Source organism: Mucilaginibacter sp. R-33, from assembly GCF_049949235.1.
Taxonomy (GTDB): Bacteria; Bacteroidota; Bacteroidia; order Sphingobacteriales; family Sphingobacteriaceae; genus Mucilaginibacter.
This window is the reverse complement of record NZ_CP188089.1, coordinates 3,278,551-3,298,603: the sequence shown is the minus strand read 5'-3', so window position 1 is coordinate 3,298,603 and position 20,053 is coordinate 3,278,551. Positions and strand designations below refer to the sequence as shown.

General features: G+C 44.0%; 18 protein-coding genes. 14 read left to right on the top strand and 4 right to left on the bottom strand.

Annotated features, from left to right (window positions below; translation table 11 throughout):
* Positions 1-43 precede the first annotated feature (43 nt).
* Positions 44-865, top strand: a complete 822-nt coding sequence (locus ACP26M_RS13765; protein WP_426580648.1) for a patatin-like phospholipase family protein — start codon at positions 44-46, stop codon at positions 863-865.
* 196 nt (positions 866-1,061) lie between these two features.
* Positions 1,062-1,466, top strand: a complete 405-nt coding sequence (locus ACP26M_RS13760; RefSeq protein ID WP_426580647.1) for a VOC family protein — start codon at positions 1,062-1,064, stop codon at positions 1,464-1,466.
* Positions 1,467-1,561: 95 nt separating this feature from the next.
* Here ACP26M_RS13760 and ACP26M_RS13755 read toward each other — a convergent pair whose 3' ends face one another.
* Positions 1,562-2,881 (bottom strand): SGNH/GDSL hydrolase family protein, encoded by a 1,320-nt coding sequence (locus ACP26M_RS13755; protein WP_426580646.1) that lies wholly within the window; start codon positions 2,879-2,881, stop codon positions 1,562-1,564.
* A 19-nt stretch (positions 2,882-2,900) separates the two neighbouring features.
* Positions 2,901-4,124 (bottom strand): OmpP1/FadL family transporter, encoded by a 1,224-nt coding sequence (locus tag ACP26M_RS13750; RefSeq protein ID WP_426580645.1) that lies wholly within the window; start codon positions 4,122-4,124, stop codon positions 2,901-2,903.
* A 215-nt stretch (positions 4,125-4,339) separates the two neighbouring features.
* On the opposite strand from ACP26M_RS13750, the gene ACP26M_RS13745 reads away from it, so the two are divergent.
* From ACP26M_RS13745 to ACP26M_RS13690, 12 genes are all read left to right on the top strand, one after another.
* Positions 4,340-5,227, top strand: coding sequence for a helix-turn-helix domain-containing protein (locus ACP26M_RS13745; protein ID WP_112651847.1), 888 nt, complete (start codon positions 4,340-4,342; stop codon positions 5,225-5,227).
* A 302-nt stretch (positions 5,228-5,529) separates the two neighbouring features.
* Entirely contained in the window at positions 5,530-7,326 is a 1,797-nt protein-coding gene (locus ACP26M_RS13740) for an acyl-CoA dehydrogenase family protein (protein WP_426580644.1), read from the top strand.
* A 225-nt stretch (positions 7,327-7,551) separates the two neighbouring features.
* On the top strand, positions 7,552-8,295 hold the full coding sequence (locus ACP26M_RS13735; RefSeq protein WP_426580643.1) for an electron transfer flavoprotein subunit beta/FixA family protein: 744 nt from the start codon (positions 7,552-7,554) through the stop codon (positions 8,293-8,295).
* Between the two features lie 250 nt (positions 8,296-8,545).
* A complete protein-coding gene (locus ACP26M_RS13730) occupies positions 8,546-9,523 on the top strand; it encodes an electron transfer flavoprotein subunit alpha/FixB family protein (RefSeq protein ID WP_426580642.1) in 978 nt (325 codons plus the stop codon).
* A 12-nt stretch (positions 9,524-9,535) separates the two neighbouring features.
* Positions 9,536-9,979 (top strand): acyl-CoA thioesterase, encoded by a 444-nt coding sequence (locus tag ACP26M_RS13725; protein WP_208057802.1) that lies wholly within the window; start codon positions 9,536-9,538, stop codon positions 9,977-9,979.
* A gap of 79 nt (positions 9,980-10,058) precedes the next feature.
* The gene (locus ACP26M_RS13720) at positions 10,059-10,328 is read left to right on the top strand and encodes an acyl-CoA-binding protein (RefSeq protein WP_426580641.1); all 270 of its coding nucleotides are present in this window, start codon (positions 10,059-10,061) and stop codon (positions 10,326-10,328) included.
* Between the two features lie 320 nt (positions 10,329-10,648).
* A complete protein-coding gene (locus ACP26M_RS13715; protein WP_188833125.1) occupies positions 10,649-11,101 on the top strand; it encodes a DUF2147 domain-containing protein in 453 nt (150 codons plus the stop codon).
* A 39-nt stretch (positions 11,102-11,140) separates the two neighbouring features.
* Positions 11,141-13,519: a 3-hydroxyacyl-CoA dehydrogenase/enoyl-CoA hydratase family protein gene (locus ACP26M_RS13710; RefSeq protein ID WP_426589685.1), complete on the top strand. Its 2,379-nt coding sequence runs from the start codon at positions 11,141-11,143 to the stop codon at positions 13,517-13,519.
* 27 nt (positions 13,520-13,546) lie between these two features.
* Positions 13,547-14,722 (top strand): acetyl-CoA C-acyltransferase, encoded by a 1,176-nt coding sequence (locus ACP26M_RS13705; RefSeq protein WP_426589683.1) that lies wholly within the window; start codon positions 13,547-13,549, stop codon positions 14,720-14,722.
* Between the two features lie 30 nt (positions 14,723-14,752).
* Entirely contained in the window at positions 14,753-16,567 is a 1,815-nt protein-coding gene (locus ACP26M_RS13700) for an AMP-dependent synthetase/ligase (RefSeq protein WP_426589681.1), read from the top strand.
* A 3-nt stretch (positions 16,568-16,570) separates the two neighbouring features.
* The gene (locus tag ACP26M_RS13695) at positions 16,571-17,347 is read left to right on the top strand and encodes an enoyl-CoA hydratase/isomerase family protein (protein WP_426589679.1); all 777 of its coding nucleotides are present in this window, start codon (positions 16,571-16,573) and stop codon (positions 17,345-17,347) included.
* Positions 17,348-17,353: 6 nt separating this feature from the next.
* Positions 17,354-18,265, top strand: coding sequence for an SDR family oxidoreductase (locus ACP26M_RS13690; RefSeq protein ID WP_426589726.1), 912 nt, complete (start codon positions 17,354-17,356; stop codon positions 18,263-18,265).
* Between the two features lie 303 nt (positions 18,266-18,568).
* On the opposite strand, the gene ACP26M_RS13685 is transcribed toward ACP26M_RS13690, so the two are convergent.
* On the bottom strand, positions 18,569-18,775 hold the full coding sequence (locus tag ACP26M_RS13685; protein ID WP_426589677.1) for a hypothetical protein: 207 nt from the start codon (positions 18,773-18,775) through the stop codon (positions 18,569-18,571).
* Between the two features lie 514 nt (positions 18,776-19,289).
* On the bottom strand, positions 19,290-19,982 hold the full coding sequence (locus tag ACP26M_RS13680; protein WP_426589675.1) for a hypothetical protein: 693 nt from the start codon (positions 19,980-19,982) through the stop codon (positions 19,290-19,292).
* Between the last annotated feature and the right edge of the window lie 71 nt (positions 19,983-20,053).

Genomic DNA, 20,053 nt, shown 5'->3' with positions numbered 1-20,053 from the left:
TCATAGCTTGCCATAAACAACGGCAGATGATAACCTATATAAAATGAATACAAATATTGATCAAAACGGCTCAAAGAAGATAGGATTGGTGCTGTCTGGCGGGGGGGTAAGAGGGGTGGCCCATTTGGGGGTGATGCAGGCCCTAACCGATTATGGTATCAAATTCTCGCATATCTCGGGCACAAGTGCAGGCGCAATAGCTGCGGCTTTTTTTGCAGAGGGATATACCCCAAAAGAAATTTTACGCGTCATCAAAGACAACAGCCTGCTCAAATTGCTGCGCCCGGCATTTGGCAGCAATGGTTTGATCTCAATAACACATGCCAGGGTATTGATCAATAAATATATTCCGCATAATTCCTTTCAAAGCCTCAAAACACGTGTTACCATTCCGGCGGTCGACATTGGAGAAGCAAAACTGGTTTATTTTACCGAGGGCGAGTTGGATATAGCAATTTTAGCGTCATGCTGTTTGCCAGGTATTTTTAGGCCCATCATCATTAACGATCATATGTTTGTTGATGGCGGCATACTCAATAATTTTCCGGTTGAACCATTGGTGGGCAATTGTGACCTCATCATAGGTTCATGCTGTAACCATTTGCCTGTTGTTTCAACAATTAAATCCTTTGTGAACCTGGTTGACAGGGCGGCCATGATAACGATTAATTCGGGCCTCAATGCGCATAAAATGTTGTGCGATATAGTTATCGAGCCGCGTGGCTTGGGTGGTTATGGTATTTTTGATACCGATGCCGCCGAAGAAATTTATATGATAGGGTATGAAGAGGGTTTAAAAACCATCAACAGCAACGAAAAGTTAAAAGAGGTTATACAGGCTCTAAAAAGTAAAAAACCTATCTGAAAACGATACAGCACTGTAACGAAAGATTGACACAGTAGTGGGCAAAAATCTGAAAACGGATTTGGTAATGTTTTAAAATAGATGGAAATTGCTCAAAACGTTGTACATCATAAAGTATTTAATTGATGTTAAATAATCTTTAAGATGTGTACAAATTTCTCTGTATAGCACCTTAATCATACAAACTCAATAAACTATGAAAAAAGTAACGGGCCTTGGAGGCGTATTTTTTAAATGCGACGATCCGAAAAGTATGAACGAATGGTATGTCAAAAACCTTGGACTGCCTTCCGGCCAGTACGGAACAACGTTTGAGTGGCGGCATGCAGATGATCCGTCGAAAATAGGGTCCACCTCCTGGTGTACGTTCCCGCAGGATACCCAATATTTTAATCCGTCGGCCAAGCCGTTTATGATTAATTACCGGGTAGAAAATATCGTTGCGCTGGTAGACGAATTAAAAAAAGGTGGCGTAACCATTATTGACGAGATTGCTGAGTATGATTATGGCAAATTTGTTCATATTCTCGATCCGGAAGGGAACATTATTGAGCTTTGGGAGCCAGGCGATGAATCGGAGCCGGATAGTGCTGCGGGATAATTTAGTTCTAAGTTGAAAGTCTTGAGTTCTAAGTCAGGATTTACCCTTATCGACTTAGAACTCAAGACTTTCGACTTAAGACTTCTGACTAACGATCAGGGAAACTTAACCCCGTTATAATCTGATATATTCACCTGTGGTATTGATGAGTTGTATTTATCATTAATAGCCTTAATAAACTCATTGGCCACAATTGCATAGCCCCGCGGTGTAAGGTGAACCCCATCCAATGAGAACAAACCGCCGCTGATGTAATTTGAGTTAACGCTTACACCGTCAACCACCAGACCGTTCAGTTTAACATTTTGCAGAAAGGTATAGGCATCAAATACCGCCAGGCCTTTTGCTGCAGCTATAGATTTTATGGTGGTGTTATAAGAAGTTACATAATCCCCGGTAAGGGCAACCTCCTTTTCGTCAAGTACATATTGGTTATCTATCGGCGTATAAGGCGTTAAACCGTAAGGCAGGTTGCCGACAGGTGTTGCAACAGGCTGCCCGATCTTGCTTGTGGGGAAGGTAAGTACGATAAGATCGTTAGTTGTTGCTACGCGCGGCGCATGGGTGCCGCCAGAAACCAGCGCGTTGATATACAATGCTTTTGCATTCGGGTTGGCTTTTTGCACCCCGGCCAGTATTGCAGAAACGGTGATGGTATTAAAATAAGGTATTGAGGTTACATCGGGTACGGTTGCAACTACGCCTTTCTGCCCCTTGGCAGTGAGGGTGTTGATCAATACATTATACAAGGCAGCAAAAGTGTTTTTATCTGTCAGCACGTCGCCGGCCCCACCGGATGTGGCGTAACTTAACGCGTCATTATTCCCCAGCCAGTTTGAGAAGAAAGTGAATGGCTTCGACATTACAAAATCAAGATAGGTGGTGGAGTTTGTTGGCGCGTTACCAGGCAGCAGTCGTTCAAAATACCCGTTAAGGTTGCCATAAGGTGCGTAGGTGATATGCATCAGCTTAATGCCGGGCACACCGTAATTATTGATATCGCCGGTGTATTTGGTATATAAAGTCACGTTTCCGAAGCCGGGTACAGGCAATAAGCCGCGTACTGCCAGATTGGTAGTTACAGGAGTTGTAATCGGTGTGCCATCGGCATTAAAGCCGGTAAGTGATAAATACCCGGACCCATTTGCCTGTGCCGTGCTGAATAGCGGTTGCGTAAATGCGTTCCCTCCAACCGATTGCATTTGCTTGCCGATGATGCTGGGATAGGATACCTGCTGACCTGCAAGATATAAGCCCCCATCGGCATAACCGGCAGTGAGCGAATTACCTAATGCAATGTATCGTGAAAAATCAACAGAACCTGCGGACGGCTTTGGCGTATGGATTTCGGGCTTGCAGGCACCTAATAACAGTAACCCTGCAACAATATAAATATGTAATTTAAACGTTTTCATGAACTGATTTCTTTAAGGATTACCAATGATAGGCTAATGAGATACCTGGTATATAAACATCGGTTTTAAATGTTCCCGATAGCTGCGATTCGATATTGGTTTGGGTGCGTTGCATCAGGTGCTCGTACTCAAAGGAGATATCTATATCGAGGTGCTTGGCTACGGTATAACCTAAGCCCAGGGTACCATAAACCCGGTTAGCATCCGGAGCTTCGGGGGTTACATAGCCATCTAAAACAGCGGTGCCGCCATAGCCGCCGCCAAAACGCAGGGCCAGTTTATCGGTAGCCTTATATTGAGCGCCCCCGCGTAAGCTAAACGCCTGTTGATAATTCCGGGCGGAGTGGGTGTCCTGTAACACAGCCGTATTATTTTTATAATCAAACGATAGCGTTTTATAACTATCCCAGTTTACAAGGTTAACATCCAGGGCCAATATCCATTTGCTGCTGGGGTAAAAGCCGAAACCGATGGAGTTAGTGGCTGGTAGGGGTATGGTTGAACTAAAGGTATTGGGCTGAGGGAAATTGCTTTGCAGCGATGCAGGCACAGTAAAAATAGCGTTCCCTGCCGAAATTGTGGTATTTACCTGCGACCGGTGTGTGATCCCTATGGTAATACCTGCTTCCGTTTTGAAGTAAACGCCCGCGTTCCACCCGTAGCCCTTACCGCTGCCTTTCAACCGGGCCTGGCCTGCGTCGCCGTTGCTGTTTGCCAGTGGAATGGCCCGCGTCAGATCAACGCTGCCATGGTTATATACGAAGCCTCCGCCGACGCTAATCCAGTCGGCCAGTTTTATGCTTAGTGTTGGTTGAATATAAATGGCTTTCAGGTCGAGGCTTTCCAGCACATATTTGCCCTGCCAGGTATTGCCCCAGTCGGTTAAGCCGCCAAAAGGGGTATAAACGCCAAGTCCAAGTTTCCAGAAGGAAGACTTAGGGCCCCATACCGCATAAGCATGGAACGGAGTAGCAACTTTATTAGAGGTATGGTCCTGTATTGATGTCCCTGCGGGGTTGAAAACAGATTTGAACAGTAAAGGGCTTATTCCTCCCTGTATGTAATTTTCGGGCAGCATGGCTACCGCGCCCGGGTTAAAAAATACGGAAGCGCCATCCTGTACGATACCCGTACCTGTATGGCCCATTCCTATTTGCTTTTGCCCCCCAAGGTTCACCTGGAATCCCTGGGAAAAAGCTAACAGCGGTGCTGCGGTGAGCACCAATAGTAGAATTTTTCTCATAAAAATATAATTGGTTCGTGACAGGAAATTGCTTGTAGGTTACAATTTGAAACTGTCAGGGATAAAATTAGTTTGGATTAAAAAGAAAAAAAGGGCTATAATGCGGAGATATTAGTCAAAAAGTCGGATAAAGCTTATTTTTAATATCAGATAAGAAAATTGCTTTACAACCGTCTTTAATAAATACAATAGTTAAAATTATATATCTAAACTATATGAATAATAAAGTTGGACAATTAAGCCTGTCGAAATTTGCAGATCTTTATGCAGACAAGCTGGCTGGTGCCGATTTTTTTGTTGTTGACGAAAAGCAATTATTGAGCCTGAGCGAATATCCTTATCGTTCGGACGGTTATATTATAGGCATTTGTACCAGGGGCACAGCCAAAGTAGAAGTAAACCTGCAGGTTTATGATGCCCGGCCGGATGCCATGCTTCTGGCAACCCCCTTTCATGTTTTGAGGATTTACGATAGCAGTGCCGATTTTTTATGCCGGTTTGTTGTTTTCAGCAAAGCCTTTTTAATCGAAAATAACGCCAATAGCCATTTCCTTGAATCATTCAGTTATTTTAACAGCGCATCTATCCCGGTAATTTATCCGGGCAATGCCGATGCCAAAATGATTCTGGAAATTTATTTATTGATCCAGCAAAAATTAGCGCGCGAAGGGCATCCTTATGATGTTGAAATATCCAGGAGCATTTTGATGACACTGCTTTATGAAATACAGGCCATTTACGAAAAGCAACACCTGATAATAAAAGGTAAACAAACCAGGAAACAGGAACTAAACGTGCTTTTCCAATCCCTCATTTTCCATCATTATAAAGAACATCGGAGCGTGCAATACTATGCCGACGCGCTGTATGTATCTCCCAAACATTTAACCGAAACCATTAAGGAAGTAACCGGGAGAACCGCGGGGGAATGGATAGACGACGCGGTAATATTGGAAGCCAAAGTATTACTGCGAAATCATGAGATCAGCATTGCACGCGCGGCCGAGAGCATCCATTTCCCAGACCAATCTTCGTTTGGTAAATATTTTAAGAAACATACCGGCATGTCGCCTTCTGATTATAGGGCGATATCTGCGCATTGAATGTTTATTAGTTAATTAAGTAATAAAAAAATATGTCATTGAGCGCAGCGTGGCAATCTCGTAGCCAATGCATGTCCGTCTGTATAGCTACGAGATTGCTTCGTCGTTCCTCCTCGCTATGACATGGGTTTTTAAACCATCATTCCCAGTCGATCTTCACGTTTCGGACACCAACAACCTTTTTCCACCCTCCCATATCCCCTCTTCTTTCCGACTTTTTGACTAATATCTCCGCATTGCTGCCCTTTCTTTGGCTTCATAATGCCTCTAATTTTACTCCTGATTATAAACCAAAAAACTTTATGAATGCCACAGAACCGATGAAAGCCATAAAAGGAGGGGAGTTTCTGATCAGGGAGACTTCCGCGGAAAGCGTTTTTATTCCTGAAGAATGGAATGAAGAGCAGTTGATGATCGCCGAAACATGTACCAATTTTTTGGCACAGCAGGTAACACCAAACCTTCAGCGTATTGACGAGCAGGAGGAGGGGTTAATGCGTCATTTAATGGACGAGGCAGGCGCGCTTGGATTGTTAGGCATCTCCGTGCCCGAAGAATATGGCGGTTTTGGTAAAGATTTTAAAACTGCCATGCTCGTTACTGAAAAGTTAGGTGCAGGGCATTCATTTTCGGTTGCTTTTTCGGCGCATACGGGTATAGGCACCATGCCTATATTATATTATGGTAATGATGCACAAAAGCAAAAATATATCCCTAAACTGGCCAGCGGTGAATGGAAAGGAGCTTATTGCCTTACTGAACCGGCTGCAGGTTCAGATGCCAATTCGGGTAAAACCAGGGCAAAACTTTCTGCTGATGGCAAGTACTATCTCATCACCGGGCAAAAAATGTGGATCACCAATGCCGGTTTTGCCGATGTGTTTACCGTTTTCGCCAAAATAGATGATGATGAAAACCTGAGCGCGTTTATTGTTGAAAAGGATTTTGAAGGTCTTTCGCTCAATACGGAAGAGCATAAAATGGGTATCAAAGGCAGCTCAACACGGCAGGTTTTTTTTAATGATTGCAAAGTGCCGGTTGAAAACCTCCTTTCTGAAAGGCAGAATGGGTTTAAGATAGCCGTTAATATCCTGAATCTTGGCCGTATCAAATTAGGCGGCGGCACCGTTGGGGCCAGTAAGGATGTGATCACCTCATCGGTACGTTACGCCAATGAGCGGGAGCAGTTCGGTCGCGCTATTTCCAAATACGGAGCGATAAAATATAAACTGGCCGAACAGGCTATCCGTACTTACGCGGCAGAATCGGCCGTGTACAGGGCCAGTCAGAATATGGAGGAGGCTACAGAAATGTTAATCGCCTCGGGCCTTGATGAAAACAAAGCCAAGCTGAAAGGGACTGAGCAATTTGCCATCGAAGCAGCGATCCTAAAAGTTCATGCTTCGGAGGTTTTAGATTATGTAACTGACGAAGGTGTGCAGATTTACGGTGGCATGGGCTATAGCGCAGAGGCGCCGATGGATAGGTCGTACCGCGATTCCAGAATCAACCGGATCTTTGAGGGCACCAATGAAATCAACAGGTTGTTAACCGTTGATATGATGCTGAAACGTGCCATGAAGGGTGAGCTTGACCTGATGGGGCCAGCCCAGAAAGTAGCCGGTGAATTGATGAGCATCCCCGATATTGGCGCAACGGAAGAAGATGGCCTGTTTACTAAAGAAAAGAAATACATAGCCAATTTTAAAAAGGCCATATTGATGGTAGCCGGTAGCGCTGTTCAAAAACTAATGATGCAATTGAGCAAAGAGCAGGAAGTATTGATGAACCTGGCCGATATGCTGATAGAGCTTTATGTAAGCGAATCGCTGCAATTGAGGGTAGAGAAATTGGTTGGCTTAAGGGGCGAAGAAGCCTGTAAAGAACAACTGGACATGATGCGGGTGTACATCAATGACGCGGCCGAACATATTGCCAAATCGGGTAAAGAAGCACTGAACTCATTTGCCGAAGGCGATGAAAGAAGGATGATGCTCATGGGACTTAAGCGTTTCACCAAAACCGAAGATATTAATACTACCCAGGCACGCAGAAATATCGCTTCAAAATTGATTGCTGAAAATAAATATTGTTTTTAGTGCTGCATTTAAGCTAAAAAAAATCCCCTCTTGAGAGGGGGCGCGAAGGAACGAGTGATAGCAGGGGTGTGTTTATGCTGTATGCTTATCAAAGCAGAGACACACCCCTCCACCCCTCTCAAGAGGGGAATCGCACAATCCCCTGCCTTTTACGTTAAACGCCAATAACGACGATCCCGCTGTTATTTTCCGAATAATATCAACCTAAAAAACAAAAATCTAATAATGAGAATATTAGTGTGTATAAGCCAGGTGCCGGATACCAGCACCAAAATTGTATTGAAAAATAACAATACCTCGGTTAACAGCGATGGTGTTACTTATGTGATCAACCCGTATGATGAATGGTACGCGTTGATTAGGGCTATCGAATTAAAAGAAAGCGGTATCGCCACCGAAATTCATTTGGTAACCGTAGGTAAGGCCGATGTTGAGCCCGTGATCAGGAAAGCATTAGCGTTGGGCGGCGACGAAGCCATCCGCATTGATGCAGAGAGCAATGATCCTTATGAAACGGCTCATTATATAGCCGAATATGCTGCCGGGGTTGGTTATGACCTTATTTTATGCGGCAAAGAGTCTATCGATTACAATAACGGAACTACCGGCACCATGCTGGCCGAATTGCTTGATCTCGATTACATTGGTTTTGCAACCGGGATCAGCATAGAGGCCAATGCTGCTGTGATAAATCGTGAAATAGAAAGCGGTGAAGAAACAGATGCCTGTAATTTACCGCTGGTTATTTCCTGCCAGAAAGGTGTTGCCGAAGCTCGCATTCCCAATATGCGCGGTATCATGGCGGCACGTACGCGTCCGTTAAAGGTCATTACGCCTTCAGGAATAACTGCTGTAACCGAAATACTGTCATATGAATTGCCGCCTGCCAAGGCCGGTATCAAGCTGGTAAGCCCGGATGATATGGATGAATTGGTGCAGCTGCTGCATACCGAGGCTAAGGTTATTTAATAATCATATTTATTACCCGGTGTGCGCACCACAGATGTTTGGAAGATGAAATTACCTCTAAAAAATATGTCATTGCGAGCGTAGCGCGGCAATCTCGTAGCCAATGCATGTCCGATCTGTATAGCTACGAGATTGCTTCGTCGTTCCTCCTCGCAATGACATTGCTTTTTAAACCAACATTTACAACTGATCTGTATCTTCCGAACACCCATGATGTGCGAGCTGTAGTATCTAACTAAAAAAATAAAAAATGTCTGTAATAGTATTGGTAGAACATACCGAAGGAATTATAAAAAAACAAAGTTTTGAGGCCGTGCAATATGCCGCTCAGATAGCCAAAAAAATGGGAACCACGGTAACCGCGCTTGCTTTAGGCAGCGTTGCAGTTGCCGAAATGGAAAACCTTGGCCAGTATGGTGCTCAAAAAGTGCTGCACGTTGCCGATAGCCGGTTGGACGAGTTACATTCAAGGGCCTATGCCGGCGCCTTAATAGCCGCAGCGCAAAAGGAGAATAGTAAAGTAATCATAACCCTTCATGATATTAAGGGCAGGGCTGTGGCACCGCGGGTAGCTATAAAATTAAAAGCGGGACTGGTGGCGGGTGCACTTTCGTATCCTGATCTGGACAAAGGATTCGTGATCAAAAAGGCCGTGTTTTCGGGCAAGGCATTTGCCTATGTAAACATTTTAAGCGACGTAAAGGTGATTATGCTGATGCCTAACACATTCCCACCTCAAAAGCAGGAGGGTAAGGCGGTTGTTGTGCAACTGGATGTAAGCTTTAGCGAAAAGGATTTTGGCGTAAAAATAAAATCGGTAAATAAAGTAACCGGCGAGGTACCGCTTGCCGATGCCGAGCTGGTTGTTTCGGGAGGCAGAGGTTTAAAAGGCCCGGAAAACTGGGGCATACTGGAAGACCTGGCGAAAGAACTGGGCGCCGCTACGGCCTGCTCGCGCCCGGTAGCCGATTCGCACTGGCGACCGCATCACGAACATGTGGGCCAAACAGGTGGCACCGTTCGTCCAAATCTGTATATAGCGGTGGGAATATCCGGAGCTATCCAACACCTGGCGGGGGTTAACGGTTCAAAAACTATTGTAGTGATCAATAAAGATCCCGAAGCCCCATTTTTTAAAGCAGCCAATTATGGTGTAGTTGGTGACGCGTTGGAGATTCTGCCACGACTGACTGCTGCTGTAAAAAAGTTTAAGGAACATCATCAATAAATAATCAGGGCTATGGAGTTTTTTTATGAAGGACAGGTGCTGTGGTCGCAGATAGACTCGAACCAGCACATGCGGCATTCTGCATATGCCGATCTTGCAGCACAGGCACGCATCACCATGCTTGAAAGCCTGGGTTTAAAACTGCCTACACTTTATGAATACAAAATAGGGCCTGTATTATTCAGGGAAGAAATGATTTACCTGAGAGAGATCGGGATCAATGAGCAGATCAGGGTAACCTGCCAGCTTACCAAATCCAGGCCTGATGGTTCCCGCTGGGCAATCAGGCATGAGCTGTACCGGGGCGACGGTGTTAAAGCCGCAATCGTAAATGCCGAAGGTTCATGGATAGATATGGAAAAGCGTAAGCTGGCCGTATTGCCTTCAAAACTAAGCCAGATGTTTATGAAGGCGCCCCGGAGCAGCGATTATGTGGAAGAGGCCAATCCAGCCTGAAATAATTAAATAGTGTTGAATATCAGTTTATAAGCTTTGGGCTTTATGCCTTCTGCTTTTAGCTTTAAATAATTTATCTATGACCGATCTGAAAGGCACTTTTGAAAGGGCCGTTAAAGAGAGTAAGGAACTACCCTCAAAACCTGATAATGAAACATTATTACGGCTGTACAGTTTATATAAGCAAGCAACGGAAGGCGATATAAATATAGAAAACCCTCCGGGTATGTTTGATTTTGTAGCTAAAGCAAAATATGATGCCTGGCTAAAACAGAAGGGCACTACCGCCGATCATGCCATGCAGCAATATATCCAGCTTGTAACGCAATTATCAAATAAAACCAGCTAACTTTAATTCCGAAATATTGACAAATGTTTCCGCCGTTTAGACCTTTATAAAGCACCGCAGAAATAGATATTTGTTATTATAAACCATCCCGGTATCGGGGATATGATTAGAATCTATTAATTCACATAGATAATTAAATAATAATAACCAGGCTATTAGCTTTAAGCCTTGTGCATGCTGCTTTTAGCTTTATATAAACCATTTTATAATTCTACTCTGTCTCTTTTTAGGTGGCTTCCAATACCCGTATTGATATTGGGTAAGTGCGACAGATGACCTAAAAACCGACTTGTTTTTAACTATAAAAAACACCTAAGGCAATGTCAGCATCAAAAAAACATTTCACCCGTTTTGTATTAATCCTGCTAACCATTGTGGCGGCAAGCATCAACGCAAAAGCGCAAACCGATAAAATTGAAGGTTTATGGTACAACGATGTAAAAACCGCCAAAATCCAGATCACTAAAGAAAGCAACGGTAAATTTTATGGTAAGGTGGTATGGCTTAAGGAACCATTAAAAGATGGGAAGCCGAAAGTTGACGAAATGAATAGTGACGAAAAATTGCGTTCAAGGCCGAGGCTGGGATTACCCGTACTGGCTGATTTTGTGAAAGATGGGGATAACAAATACTCGGGCGGAACAATTTACGATCCTAATAACGGCAAAACGTACTCCTGTAAAATGACCTATAAAGGTAAAACCCTGGATATCCGCGGATACATTGGTATTTCGCTTTTCGGGCGGACAACAACCTGGTCGCGGGCAGAGTAAACTAAAGATAAAGAGTTTTAATAACACAAGCAGATACTAATGAATGCTAAACGAATTATAAAAAAGGTTGCAGTATTGGGGTCGGGAGTAATGGGCAGTCGTATCGCCTGCCACTTTGCAAATATCGGCGTACAGGTACTGTTGCTTGATATTGTACCCAAGGATGCCCCGGAAGATAAAAAAGCGCGGAATAAAATTGTTAATGACGCGCTGGACTTCGCGTTAAAGTCAAACCCCTCGCCCATCTACCTTAAATCATTCGCAAAACGTATCATAACCGGCAATTTTGAAGATGATATGCCCAAAATTGCGGATTGCGACTGGGTGATAGAGGTAGTAGTTGAACGGCTGGATATAAAACAACATGTGTTTGAAACAGTAGAAAAATACCGGAAACCCGGCACGCTGATCACTTCCAATACATCCGGTATCCCGATACATTTAATGGCAGAAGGCAGGAGCGATGACTTTAAAAAATATTTCTGTGGAAGCCATTTCTTTAATCCTCCCCGGTATTTAAAACTACTGGAAATTATTCCCACAAAAGATACGTTAGCGGGCGTTGTGGGTTTTTTGATGGATTATGGCGCAAAATACCTGGGAAAAACTACAGTGTTAGCCAAAGATACGCCGGCATTTATCGGTAACCGCATCGGGGTTTTCAGCATTATGAGTGTGCTGCATTATGTGCAGCAAACCGGCATGACGGTGGAAGAGGTTGATAAATTGACAGGGCCGGTAATAGGTCACCCAAAATCGGCCACCTTCCGCACCAATGATGTGGTAGGTTTAGATACGATGGTACACGTTGCCAACGGTCTTTACAAAAACGCTCCTGATGATGAGGCAAGGGAATTATTCAAAATTCCTTCATTTGTTGAGGGAATGCTAAAAAATAACTGGCTGGGCAGCAAAACCGGCCAGGGGTTTTATAAGAAAGAAAAAGGCGAAGGTGGAAACCAGTTTTATGCGCTCGATCTGAAAACGCTTGAGTACAAGCCCTCTCAAAAAGTAAAATTCGCTTCGCTTGAAACTACAAAGGCGGTTGATAACTTAAAAGATAGGCTCAGGATCCTGGTTGCGGCAAAAGACAAAGCCGGCGATTTTTACCGCGCTACCTTTTACCAGTTATTTGCCTATGCCGGTAACCGCATCCCCGAAATAGCCGACGAGCTTTATAAAATAGATGCTGCCACCAATGCAGGCTTTGGCTGGGAGCTGGGCCCTTTTGAAAAATGGGACGCGCTTGGTGTTGAGGAGACGGTAAAAGCCATGGAAGCAGCAGGGCACAAACCGGCCCAATGGGTATATGACATGCTTGCGGCAGGTGCAAAAAGCTTTTATAAAATAGAAGATGGCAAACGCTTGTATTATGATATCCCATCGAAAAGCTACCAGGTGATTCCCGGTACCGAGGGGCTTATTTTGCTTAACAATATCCGGGAAACAAATACCGTGTGGAAAAACAGCGGTACTACCATTACCGATATTGGTGATGGTATTTTGAACCTTGAATTTCATACCAAAATGAACACGATAGGCGGCGAGGTGATTGAAGGTATAAATAAAGCTATCACTCTTGCCGAAGCAAGCTACAAAGGCCTGGTGATCTCAAACGAAGGGGCCAATTTCAGTGCCGGGGCCAATGTGGGTATGATATTTATGATGGCTGTTGAGCAGGAGTTTGATGAACTCAATATCGTGATCAAAGCCTTCCAGAATACGATGATGCGCATCCGTTATTCATCGATCCCGGTGGTGATAGCGCCTCATCAAATGGCCCTGGGTGGTGGCTGCGAAATGTGCCTGCATGCTGATAAAGTGGTAGCTCATGCCGAACTGTATATGGGTTTGGTTGAGTTTGGTGTTGGTTTGATTCCCGGAGGTGGAGGAACGAAAGAGTTTGCCCTGCGCCTTTCAGACGAACTACAGGAAGGTGACGTAGAACTCAATAATTTCCGTGACCGTTTTTTAACCATCGGCCAGGCAAAAGTATCCACTTCGGCTTATGAGGCTTTTGAATTTGGCTATCTTAAAAAGGGTAGGGACGTTGTTGTGGTATCCCGCGAGCGGTTACTTGCCGAAGCCAAACAACAATGCCTGCAGATGGCGAACGAAGGGTACATACAGCCTATTCCGCGCGGAGATATCAGAGTGCTGGGTAAGCAGGCCCTGGGTTTAGGTTATGTAGGGGCAAATACCATGTACAGCGGTAATTACATAAGCGAGCACGATGTGAAAATTTCGCAGAAACTGGCTTATGTGCTTTCGGGCGGCGATCTGTCCCAGCCTTCCATAGTGAGCGAGGAATATTTGCTGGGGTTGGAACGTGAAGCCTTTGTTTCGCTTTGTACCGAAAAGAAAACGCTTGAACGGATCCAATCCATTTTAACCGGCGGAAAAGTGTTAAGGAACTAATTTTTTTAAGTATAAAATCTCAATAAAATGAACGCATATATAGTGGCAGCCAGCCGCAGCGCTGTTGGAAAAGCTACCCGGGGCGGGTTTAGGTTTACCCGTCCGGATACGCTTGCGGCAGATGTGATCAGGCATCTGCTGGCATCGGTGCCTAATGTTGATAAAGAGCAGATTGATGATGTAATTGTAGGCAATGCTACACCCGAAGCCGAACAGGGATTGAATGTTGCGAGGCTGATTTCATTAATGGCGCTTGATACCGATAAAGTACCCGGTATGACGGTGAACCGCTATTGCTCGTCGGGGTTGGAAACAATTGCGATAGCATCAGCAAAAATACACAGCGGCATTGCCGATTGTATTATCGCGGGCGGTGTGGAAAGTATGAGCCTGATCCCGATGGGGGGCTGGCGCATTGTTCCTAACGCCGATATTGCCCTTGCCCATCCCGATTATTACTGGGGCATGGGCCTTACTGCCGAAGCTGTAGCTAAAGAATATCATATTGGCCGCGAAGAGCAGGACCAGTTTGCCTACAATTCACATCAAAAAGCCATCAACGCTATTAAAGAAGGCAAGTTTAAAGATGAAATAGCGCCGGTAAATATTGTGGAAACCTATGTAGATGAGAGCGGCAAAAAAGCGAAAAGAGAGTTTAAGGTAGATACGGATGAAGGTCCGCGCAGCGATACCTCAATTGACGCGCTGGCAAAGCTTAAACCGGTATTTGATGCAAAGGGCGTGGTAACTGCCGGCAATTCGTCACAAACCAGTGATGGGGCGGCCTTTGTCATGGTGGTTAGCGAACGTTTTATGAAACAGAACAACCTTAAACCCATAGCCCGGCTGGTTAATTACGCCGTTGCAGGTGTGCCGCCGCGGATCATGGGGATAGGTCCGCTGGTGGCTATCCCCAAAGTGTTGAAAATGGCCGGGATGAAACAACAGGATATTGAGCTGATAGAATTGAATGAGGCTTTTGCTTCACAATCATTGGCCATAATAAAAGGGTTGGAGCTTAATCCCGACATTGTAAATGTAAACGGCGGTGCCATATCCCTTGGTCATCCGCTTGGCTGTACCGGGGCTAAACTTTCTGTTCAGCTTTTTAACGAATTGAAACGACGGGAGAAAAAGTATGGCATGGTTACCATGTGTGTAGGCACCGGGCAGGGCGCGGCGGGTGTATTTGAAATGTTATAGGAATTTACCTTTATCTAAACCATTGCAAGCATGGAAAAGGCGACAAGATTGTTTGATTGCATGATTACCCAGGCTAAGGAGCCTAAGGTGGATCTTTTGAATGCGAAGGAGAATGGTTCCTGGCGGTCATACAGCACCCAAGAAGTGCATGCCATGATCAACCAGCTATCCGCAGCCCTGTTGGCCCTGGGCGTTTCGGGCGGTGACGGCACTACCGAAGGCCGCGATAAAATAGGTTTGATAAGCAACGGCAGGCCCGAGTGGATCATAACCGATCTGGCAGTACAGCAAACAGGCGCCATACTGGTCCCGCTATACCCTAATACAGGCACTAAAGAAATTGAGCAGATCCTGAACGAGGCCGGAGTGAAATATGTATTTGTAAGCAGCAAAGATTTATGCGATAAGGTTAAGGAAGTTCATTTAAATATCCCCTCGTTAAAAGGCATATTTACTTTCGATAACATCGATGGCTGTGATTATTGGGGTACATTGCTTAAGCCTTTACAAGAAGGTTATCAGCAAAAAATACAGCAGATAAATGATCAGATCACCGAAGATGATGTGGCAACCATCATTTATACTTCGGGCACTACGGGCAGGCCAAAAGGGGTAATGCTTACGCATAAAAACATCATGACCAACGCCTCGGCATCCGGCGACATTCTTAGCCGGATCCCCGTTACAGAAAAACGTGCTTTGAGTTTTTTGCCACTGAACCACATTTTTGAAAAGATGTGTACCTATGTTTATCTATACTACGGTTTTTCTATTTATTACGCCGAAAGTATGGACACCATAGGCGCAAATATGAAAGAGGTAAAGCCTTCACTTTTTACAGCCGTGCCCCGCTTGCTCGAAAAAGTATTTGAAAAAATTATGGTGCAGGGGCAGAAATTAACCGGTATTAAAAGGAAGATCTTTTTCTGGTCGGTAAAACTGGCCGAAGCTTATGAAATTAATAATACCAGCCTGCCGTATAAGATCAAACTGGCCATAGCCGATAAATTGGTTTACAGCAAATGGCGTGCTGCTATAGGCGGAAATATAAAGGCCATAGTAGTTGGGAGTTCGGCCTGCCCCATAAAACTGGAAAGAATTTTTACCGCAGCTAATATTGTTATTATGGAAGGTTATGGGCTTACCGAAACCTCGCCTGTAATTGCTGTTAACTGTTATGAAAAAAGCGGGAGGAAATTTGGTACCGTAGGTCGTTTGCTGAGCGGTGTGCATGTGAAGATAGCTCCTGATGGCGAGATCCTTTGCAAAGGCCCTAATGTGATGCTGGGCTATTATAAAAACCCCGAACTAACGGCCGAGGTACTGGAAGACGGCTGGTTTCATACCGGGGATATAGGCGAACTGGACCAGGATTCGTTCCTGAAAATAACAGACCGTAAAAAAGAGATCTTTAAAACCTCGGGCGGTAAATACGTGGCCCCGCTACCCATCGAAAATAAGATGAAGGAAAATTATTTTATTGAACAGATGATGGTTGTTGGTGCGGAAAAGAAATTTGTCGCGGCGCTCATTGTACCTTCTTACACCCATTTAAAACCCTGGTGTAAGGAAAATGACATCACTTTTTCATCCAATAGTGAATTGGCTAAAAATGCGAAGGTTATTGAGCTTTATCAATCCATTATCAATAACTATAACCCAGAATTTAACCATGTTGAACAGGTGAAGAAGATAACCTTGCTCCCCAACGAATGGTCGATAGATAGCGGTGAACTGACGCCAACCGGAAAAATGAAGCGAAAGGTGATCACCGAAAAATACAAAACCGAAATAGATAAAATGTATCCCTGCGAAGTAAGTGAGGATCCAACTCTTGTAAATTAATTGATGAATACATTTCAAACAACAATACAGGGCAGGCTGGTTACAATTTCGCTTGATAGGGGCCGGTCAAATGCCATTAATCATGAAATGGTTAAAGAGCTGGCGGCCTGTATCAAAACATTGGAGCATGATGATAACGTGGGCGGGGTTATCTTAACCGGCAAGGAAGGCTTTTTTTCGTCGGGGATCGACCTGATTGAGGCTTATGATTATGATGAAGCGCAAAGCCGCCAATTTTGGGTGGATTTTTTGGCGTTACAAAATACTTTAGCCGCTTTCAGGAAACCTTTGGTAGCTGCCATTAGTGGTCACAGCCCGGCGGGCGGCTGCATATTAGCTATTTGCTGCGATTATCGGGTGATGATTGAAGGAGCATTTATCATCGGCTTAAATGAAGTTCCGGTTGGTATTATCGTTCCTGATAGTGTTTTTAGCTTATATGCATTTTGGCTTGGCCAGCGTAAAGCTTATCAATATTTGATGGAAGGGAAGCTGCTTAAGGTAAACGAAGCTTTAGAAGCCGGGCTTATCGATGAAGTAGTTTCACCGGATAGGTTAATGAACGCTGCAATAGAAAAAGTAACAGCTTTTATGAAATTGAACCCTGTTACCTGGACGGAAAGTAAATTGAATTTGCGAAAAGAGTTGATAGGGAAACTAAAGGCCGACCAAACCGACACGCTCGATAAGATGCTGAAGCAATGGTGGGCACCCGAAACCAGGCAAGGCCTGCAAATGATGATCCAGAATTTAAAATCAAAGAATACAGCTGTTAAATAATTGATGATGACTGATCCGACAACTTCAAATAATGCCGCAAACCATAATCCCGCAACTGCTGGTGGAATGTTAAGAGATGATGCTTTAAAAGGAAAAACCATCATTGTAACCGGCGGCGGAACAGGTTTAGGTAAAGCAATGGGGACTTACTTTTTGCATTTGGGTGCTAACCTGGTAATTACCAGCCGCAAATTGGATGTGCTGCAACAAACTGCTGCCGAAATGGAAACCGAAACCGGGCGCAAAGTATTGCCAATATCCTGCGACGTGCGGAAGTACGACGAGGTTGAAGCAATGCTGCAACAAGCTATTGAAACATTTGGGCAGGTTGATGCACTGTTGAATAACGCGGCAGGTAATTTTATTTCGCCTACGGAGCGTTTATCGGCAAACGCGTTTTCGGCTATTATCGATATTGTTTTAAAAGGCTCGGCTAATTGCTCGCTGGCTTTGGGCAAATATTGGATCAAGGAGAAAATGCCCGGAAACATTCTGAATATCATAACCACTTATGCTTTTACAGGTTCGGCTTATGTCGTGCCCTCGGCCTGTGCGAAGGGTGGTGTGCTGGCCATGACAAGGTCTTTAGCCGTTGAGTGGGGCAGGCATGGTATTCGTGCCAATGCCATTGCGCCGGGCCCATTTCCAACCAAAGGTGCATGGGAAAGGCTGTTGCCGGGAGACATGGCCCAAAAGTTTGATTTTAAAAACAGGGTGCCGCTTAAACGTGTAGGCGAACACCAGGAGCTGGCAAACCTCGCTGCCTTTTTGGTGTCTGATTTTTCGGGCTATATCAATGGCGAGGTAATTACTATTGATGGCGGTGAGTGGTTGCAGGGTGCCGGCCAGTTCAGCGGGCTTGAAATGATCCCGGATGAAATGTGGGATGATATTGAGAAGGCTACGAGGTCGGCGTAGGGGTAAAACCAATACTTGTATCACTTATTGTTACCCGGACGTAAGTTTTCGAATGTGTTTTTGCTCTCGTCGAAAGCTTTCAAATCTTCCTCACTCCAAATAGAAATCTCAAGTAATTTCTTTCTATATGCCAAGGGTTGTGATTTATTTTCTGCTGCATGGTTACAACGAGCACCTTAAGTATTTGTTTAATCAAAATACTTTTCGCGTTTGGAATATTTATGATTAACCTTTCCATATGGCGAATTGACAATTTCCAAAGATAGAAGTTCATAAACAAATTCGAAGTTAAGAGTGAATGAGTTAACTATCCATTACTTCGCGTATTTTAACTTCGATGTTGAATAATACTTCGTTAAAATCCAATTTATCAGATTTTATATTCTCTTTTTTTATTAGGTTAATGCTTTCAGAGATTTCCTGCCATCCCTGATTCAGATGTTCAACATTAGGAATTCTACAAGTAATTCTGTGTAACAAAAGTGATAAGTTCTCCGCTGCATTTTCCATGTTTATAAAGATCGATTTTGCAAGGGCTGCAAATGACATTTAATTGATGGTTCTAACATTAGAAATTGAATACTCTACAGCATTTATCACACGCGTATTGATTGTGAAACGAAAAAGGAATATTTGTCATCGATGAGCTGTCCGATCATTTTCTTGCCGCCGCTCTTCGTTCGCAGCTTTCAATTCTCTATCTGACTCGTTTTCCCTACGCTTAGCATTTTTTACCTCAGCTCGACTGTCTTCGAGTGCGCTTTGCGCTATGTCAGCCAATCTTTTTGATTGCAGCGTCCGTTTGAACTTGGGTGTATCGAAAGACAATCAAAGCAATAAATGCGAGAATTGCATTTACAATTAAGCCGATTTTATTTATACGTAGGCTATGCTTACCGAATTCATTCGCTTCTTTTGCGATTTCGACCGATTGATCGCCTGTTTCGAGATCAGATCGACGTTGAGAAGGGACTGTAATCCTTCGGTGCCTATAAGTTGTGTCCCTATTGTAGTTCATATTGTATTATCCTTCAATTATTTTATCAACTGTTTCCTCAATCTTATCAAGATGAATCAAAGGCTCAGCAGTCTCAGGATATTGTTTTAAGTTCGCGAAATACGCTTTGATTTTGCCCTTGTTAGCTCTAATTGTCGCTTTATCGACGTCAGTGTACTGTGAAATGGTTGATAAATCATAAAGGATATTAGTTTCGGCCTTGTAATCGCCAGCCTTCTTGTATGCTACACTAAGCCTTAGACCATGCAGCAATTTTTTGGCCAAGGGTTGGTCTTGTTTTGCATATTCTGATCCAATGACATAAATTGATAAGTCATTTAATTCATTTTCGAAATGATCTATTGAACTCTTGATCGGCTCAATATTCGAAATATCTGAAGCTTTCACTTTATCAATTTCCTCGATCAATTGTGTTTTTTGCTTTACTAATTTTTCGTCGAATTTATCGCGGATGTCTTTTTTCATCCTTTTAAAGTTATACCAGTTAAAGCCTACTAATAAAGCGATAATGCATGCGAGGATTGTTCCATACAAGACTGACTGACCGCTCATAAAATCATGGTAGTAAGCAGCGTGTATCGAGTTTGTCAGGCTGATTTTATTTAAGCTGTCAACAGTATGCTGCAAGATATGTAATTGCTGCTTTAATGTGTCTGTCGAAGATGGTTGAAGTGATAGGGATTTGATTTGCTGTACCATTGCTGTTAAAGTTTAGTTCACCAAATCTACCCATTTTTTACATCCTATAACAGCGTTGCCGGCGGCTCTAC

What these genes read in the sequence shown, in the direction of transcription:
- ACP26M_RS13745 (WP_112651847.1), top strand. Translation starts at nt 4,340, where the DNA reads ATGAATAATAAAGTTGGACAATTAAGCCTGTCGAAATTTGCAGATCTT.
- ACP26M_RS13705 (WP_426589683.1), top strand. Translation starts at nt 13,547, where the DNA reads ATGAACGCATATATAGTGGCAGCCAGCCGCAGCGCTGTTGGAAAAGCT.
- ACP26M_RS13715 (WP_188833125.1), top strand. Translation starts at nt 10,649, where the DNA reads ATGTCAGCATCAAAAAAACATTTCACCCGTTTTGTATTAATCCTGCTA.
- ACP26M_RS13765 (WP_426580648.1), top strand. Translation starts at nt 44, where the DNA reads ATGAATACAAATATTGATCAAAACGGCTCAAAGAAGATAGGATTGGTG.
- ACP26M_RS13725 (WP_208057802.1), top strand. Translation starts at nt 9,536, where the DNA reads ATGGAGTTTTTTTATGAAGGACAGGTGCTGTGGTCGCAGATAGACTCG.
- ACP26M_RS13750 (WP_426580645.1), bottom strand. Translation starts at nt 4,124, where the DNA reads ATGAGAAAAATTCTACTATTGGTGCTCACCGCAGCACCGCTGTTAGCT.
- ACP26M_RS13690 (WP_426589726.1), top strand. Translation starts at nt 17,354, where the DNA reads ATGACTGATCCGACAACTTCAAATAATGCCGCAAACCATAATCCCGCA.
- ACP26M_RS13695 (WP_426589679.1), top strand. Translation starts at nt 16,571, where the DNA reads ATGAATACATTTCAAACAACAATACAGGGCAGGCTGGTTACAATTTCG.
- ACP26M_RS13710 (WP_426589685.1), top strand. Translation starts at nt 11,141, where the DNA reads ATGAATGCTAAACGAATTATAAAAAAGGTTGCAGTATTGGGGTCGGGA.
- ACP26M_RS13680 (WP_426589675.1), bottom strand. Translation starts at nt 19,982, where the DNA reads ATGGTACAGCAAATCAAATCCCTATCACTTCAACCATCTTCGACAGAC.
- ACP26M_RS13720 (WP_426580641.1), top strand. Translation starts at nt 10,059, where the DNA reads ATGACCGATCTGAAAGGCACTTTTGAAAGGGCCGTTAAAGAGAGTAAG.
- ACP26M_RS13755 (WP_426580646.1), bottom strand. Translation starts at nt 2,881, where the DNA reads ATGAAAACGTTTAAATTACATATTTATATTGTTGCAGGGTTACTGTTA.
- ACP26M_RS13735 (WP_426580643.1), top strand. Translation starts at nt 7,552, where the DNA reads ATGAGAATATTAGTGTGTATAAGCCAGGTGCCGGATACCAGCACCAAA.
- ACP26M_RS13685 (WP_426589677.1), bottom strand. Translation starts at nt 18,775, where the DNA reads ATGGAAAATGCAGCGGAGAACTTATCACTTTTGTTACACAGAATTACT.
- ACP26M_RS13730 (WP_426580642.1), top strand. Translation starts at nt 8,546, where the DNA reads ATGTCTGTAATAGTATTGGTAGAACATACCGAAGGAATTATAAAAAAA.
- ACP26M_RS13740 (WP_426580644.1), top strand. Translation starts at nt 5,530, where the DNA reads ATGAATGCCACAGAACCGATGAAAGCCATAAAAGGAGGGGAGTTTCTG.
- ACP26M_RS13700 (WP_426589681.1), top strand. Translation starts at nt 14,753, where the DNA reads ATGGAAAAGGCGACAAGATTGTTTGATTGCATGATTACCCAGGCTAAG.
- ACP26M_RS13760 (WP_426580647.1), top strand. Translation starts at nt 1,062, where the DNA reads ATGAAAAAAGTAACGGGCCTTGGAGGCGTATTTTTTAAATGCGACGAT.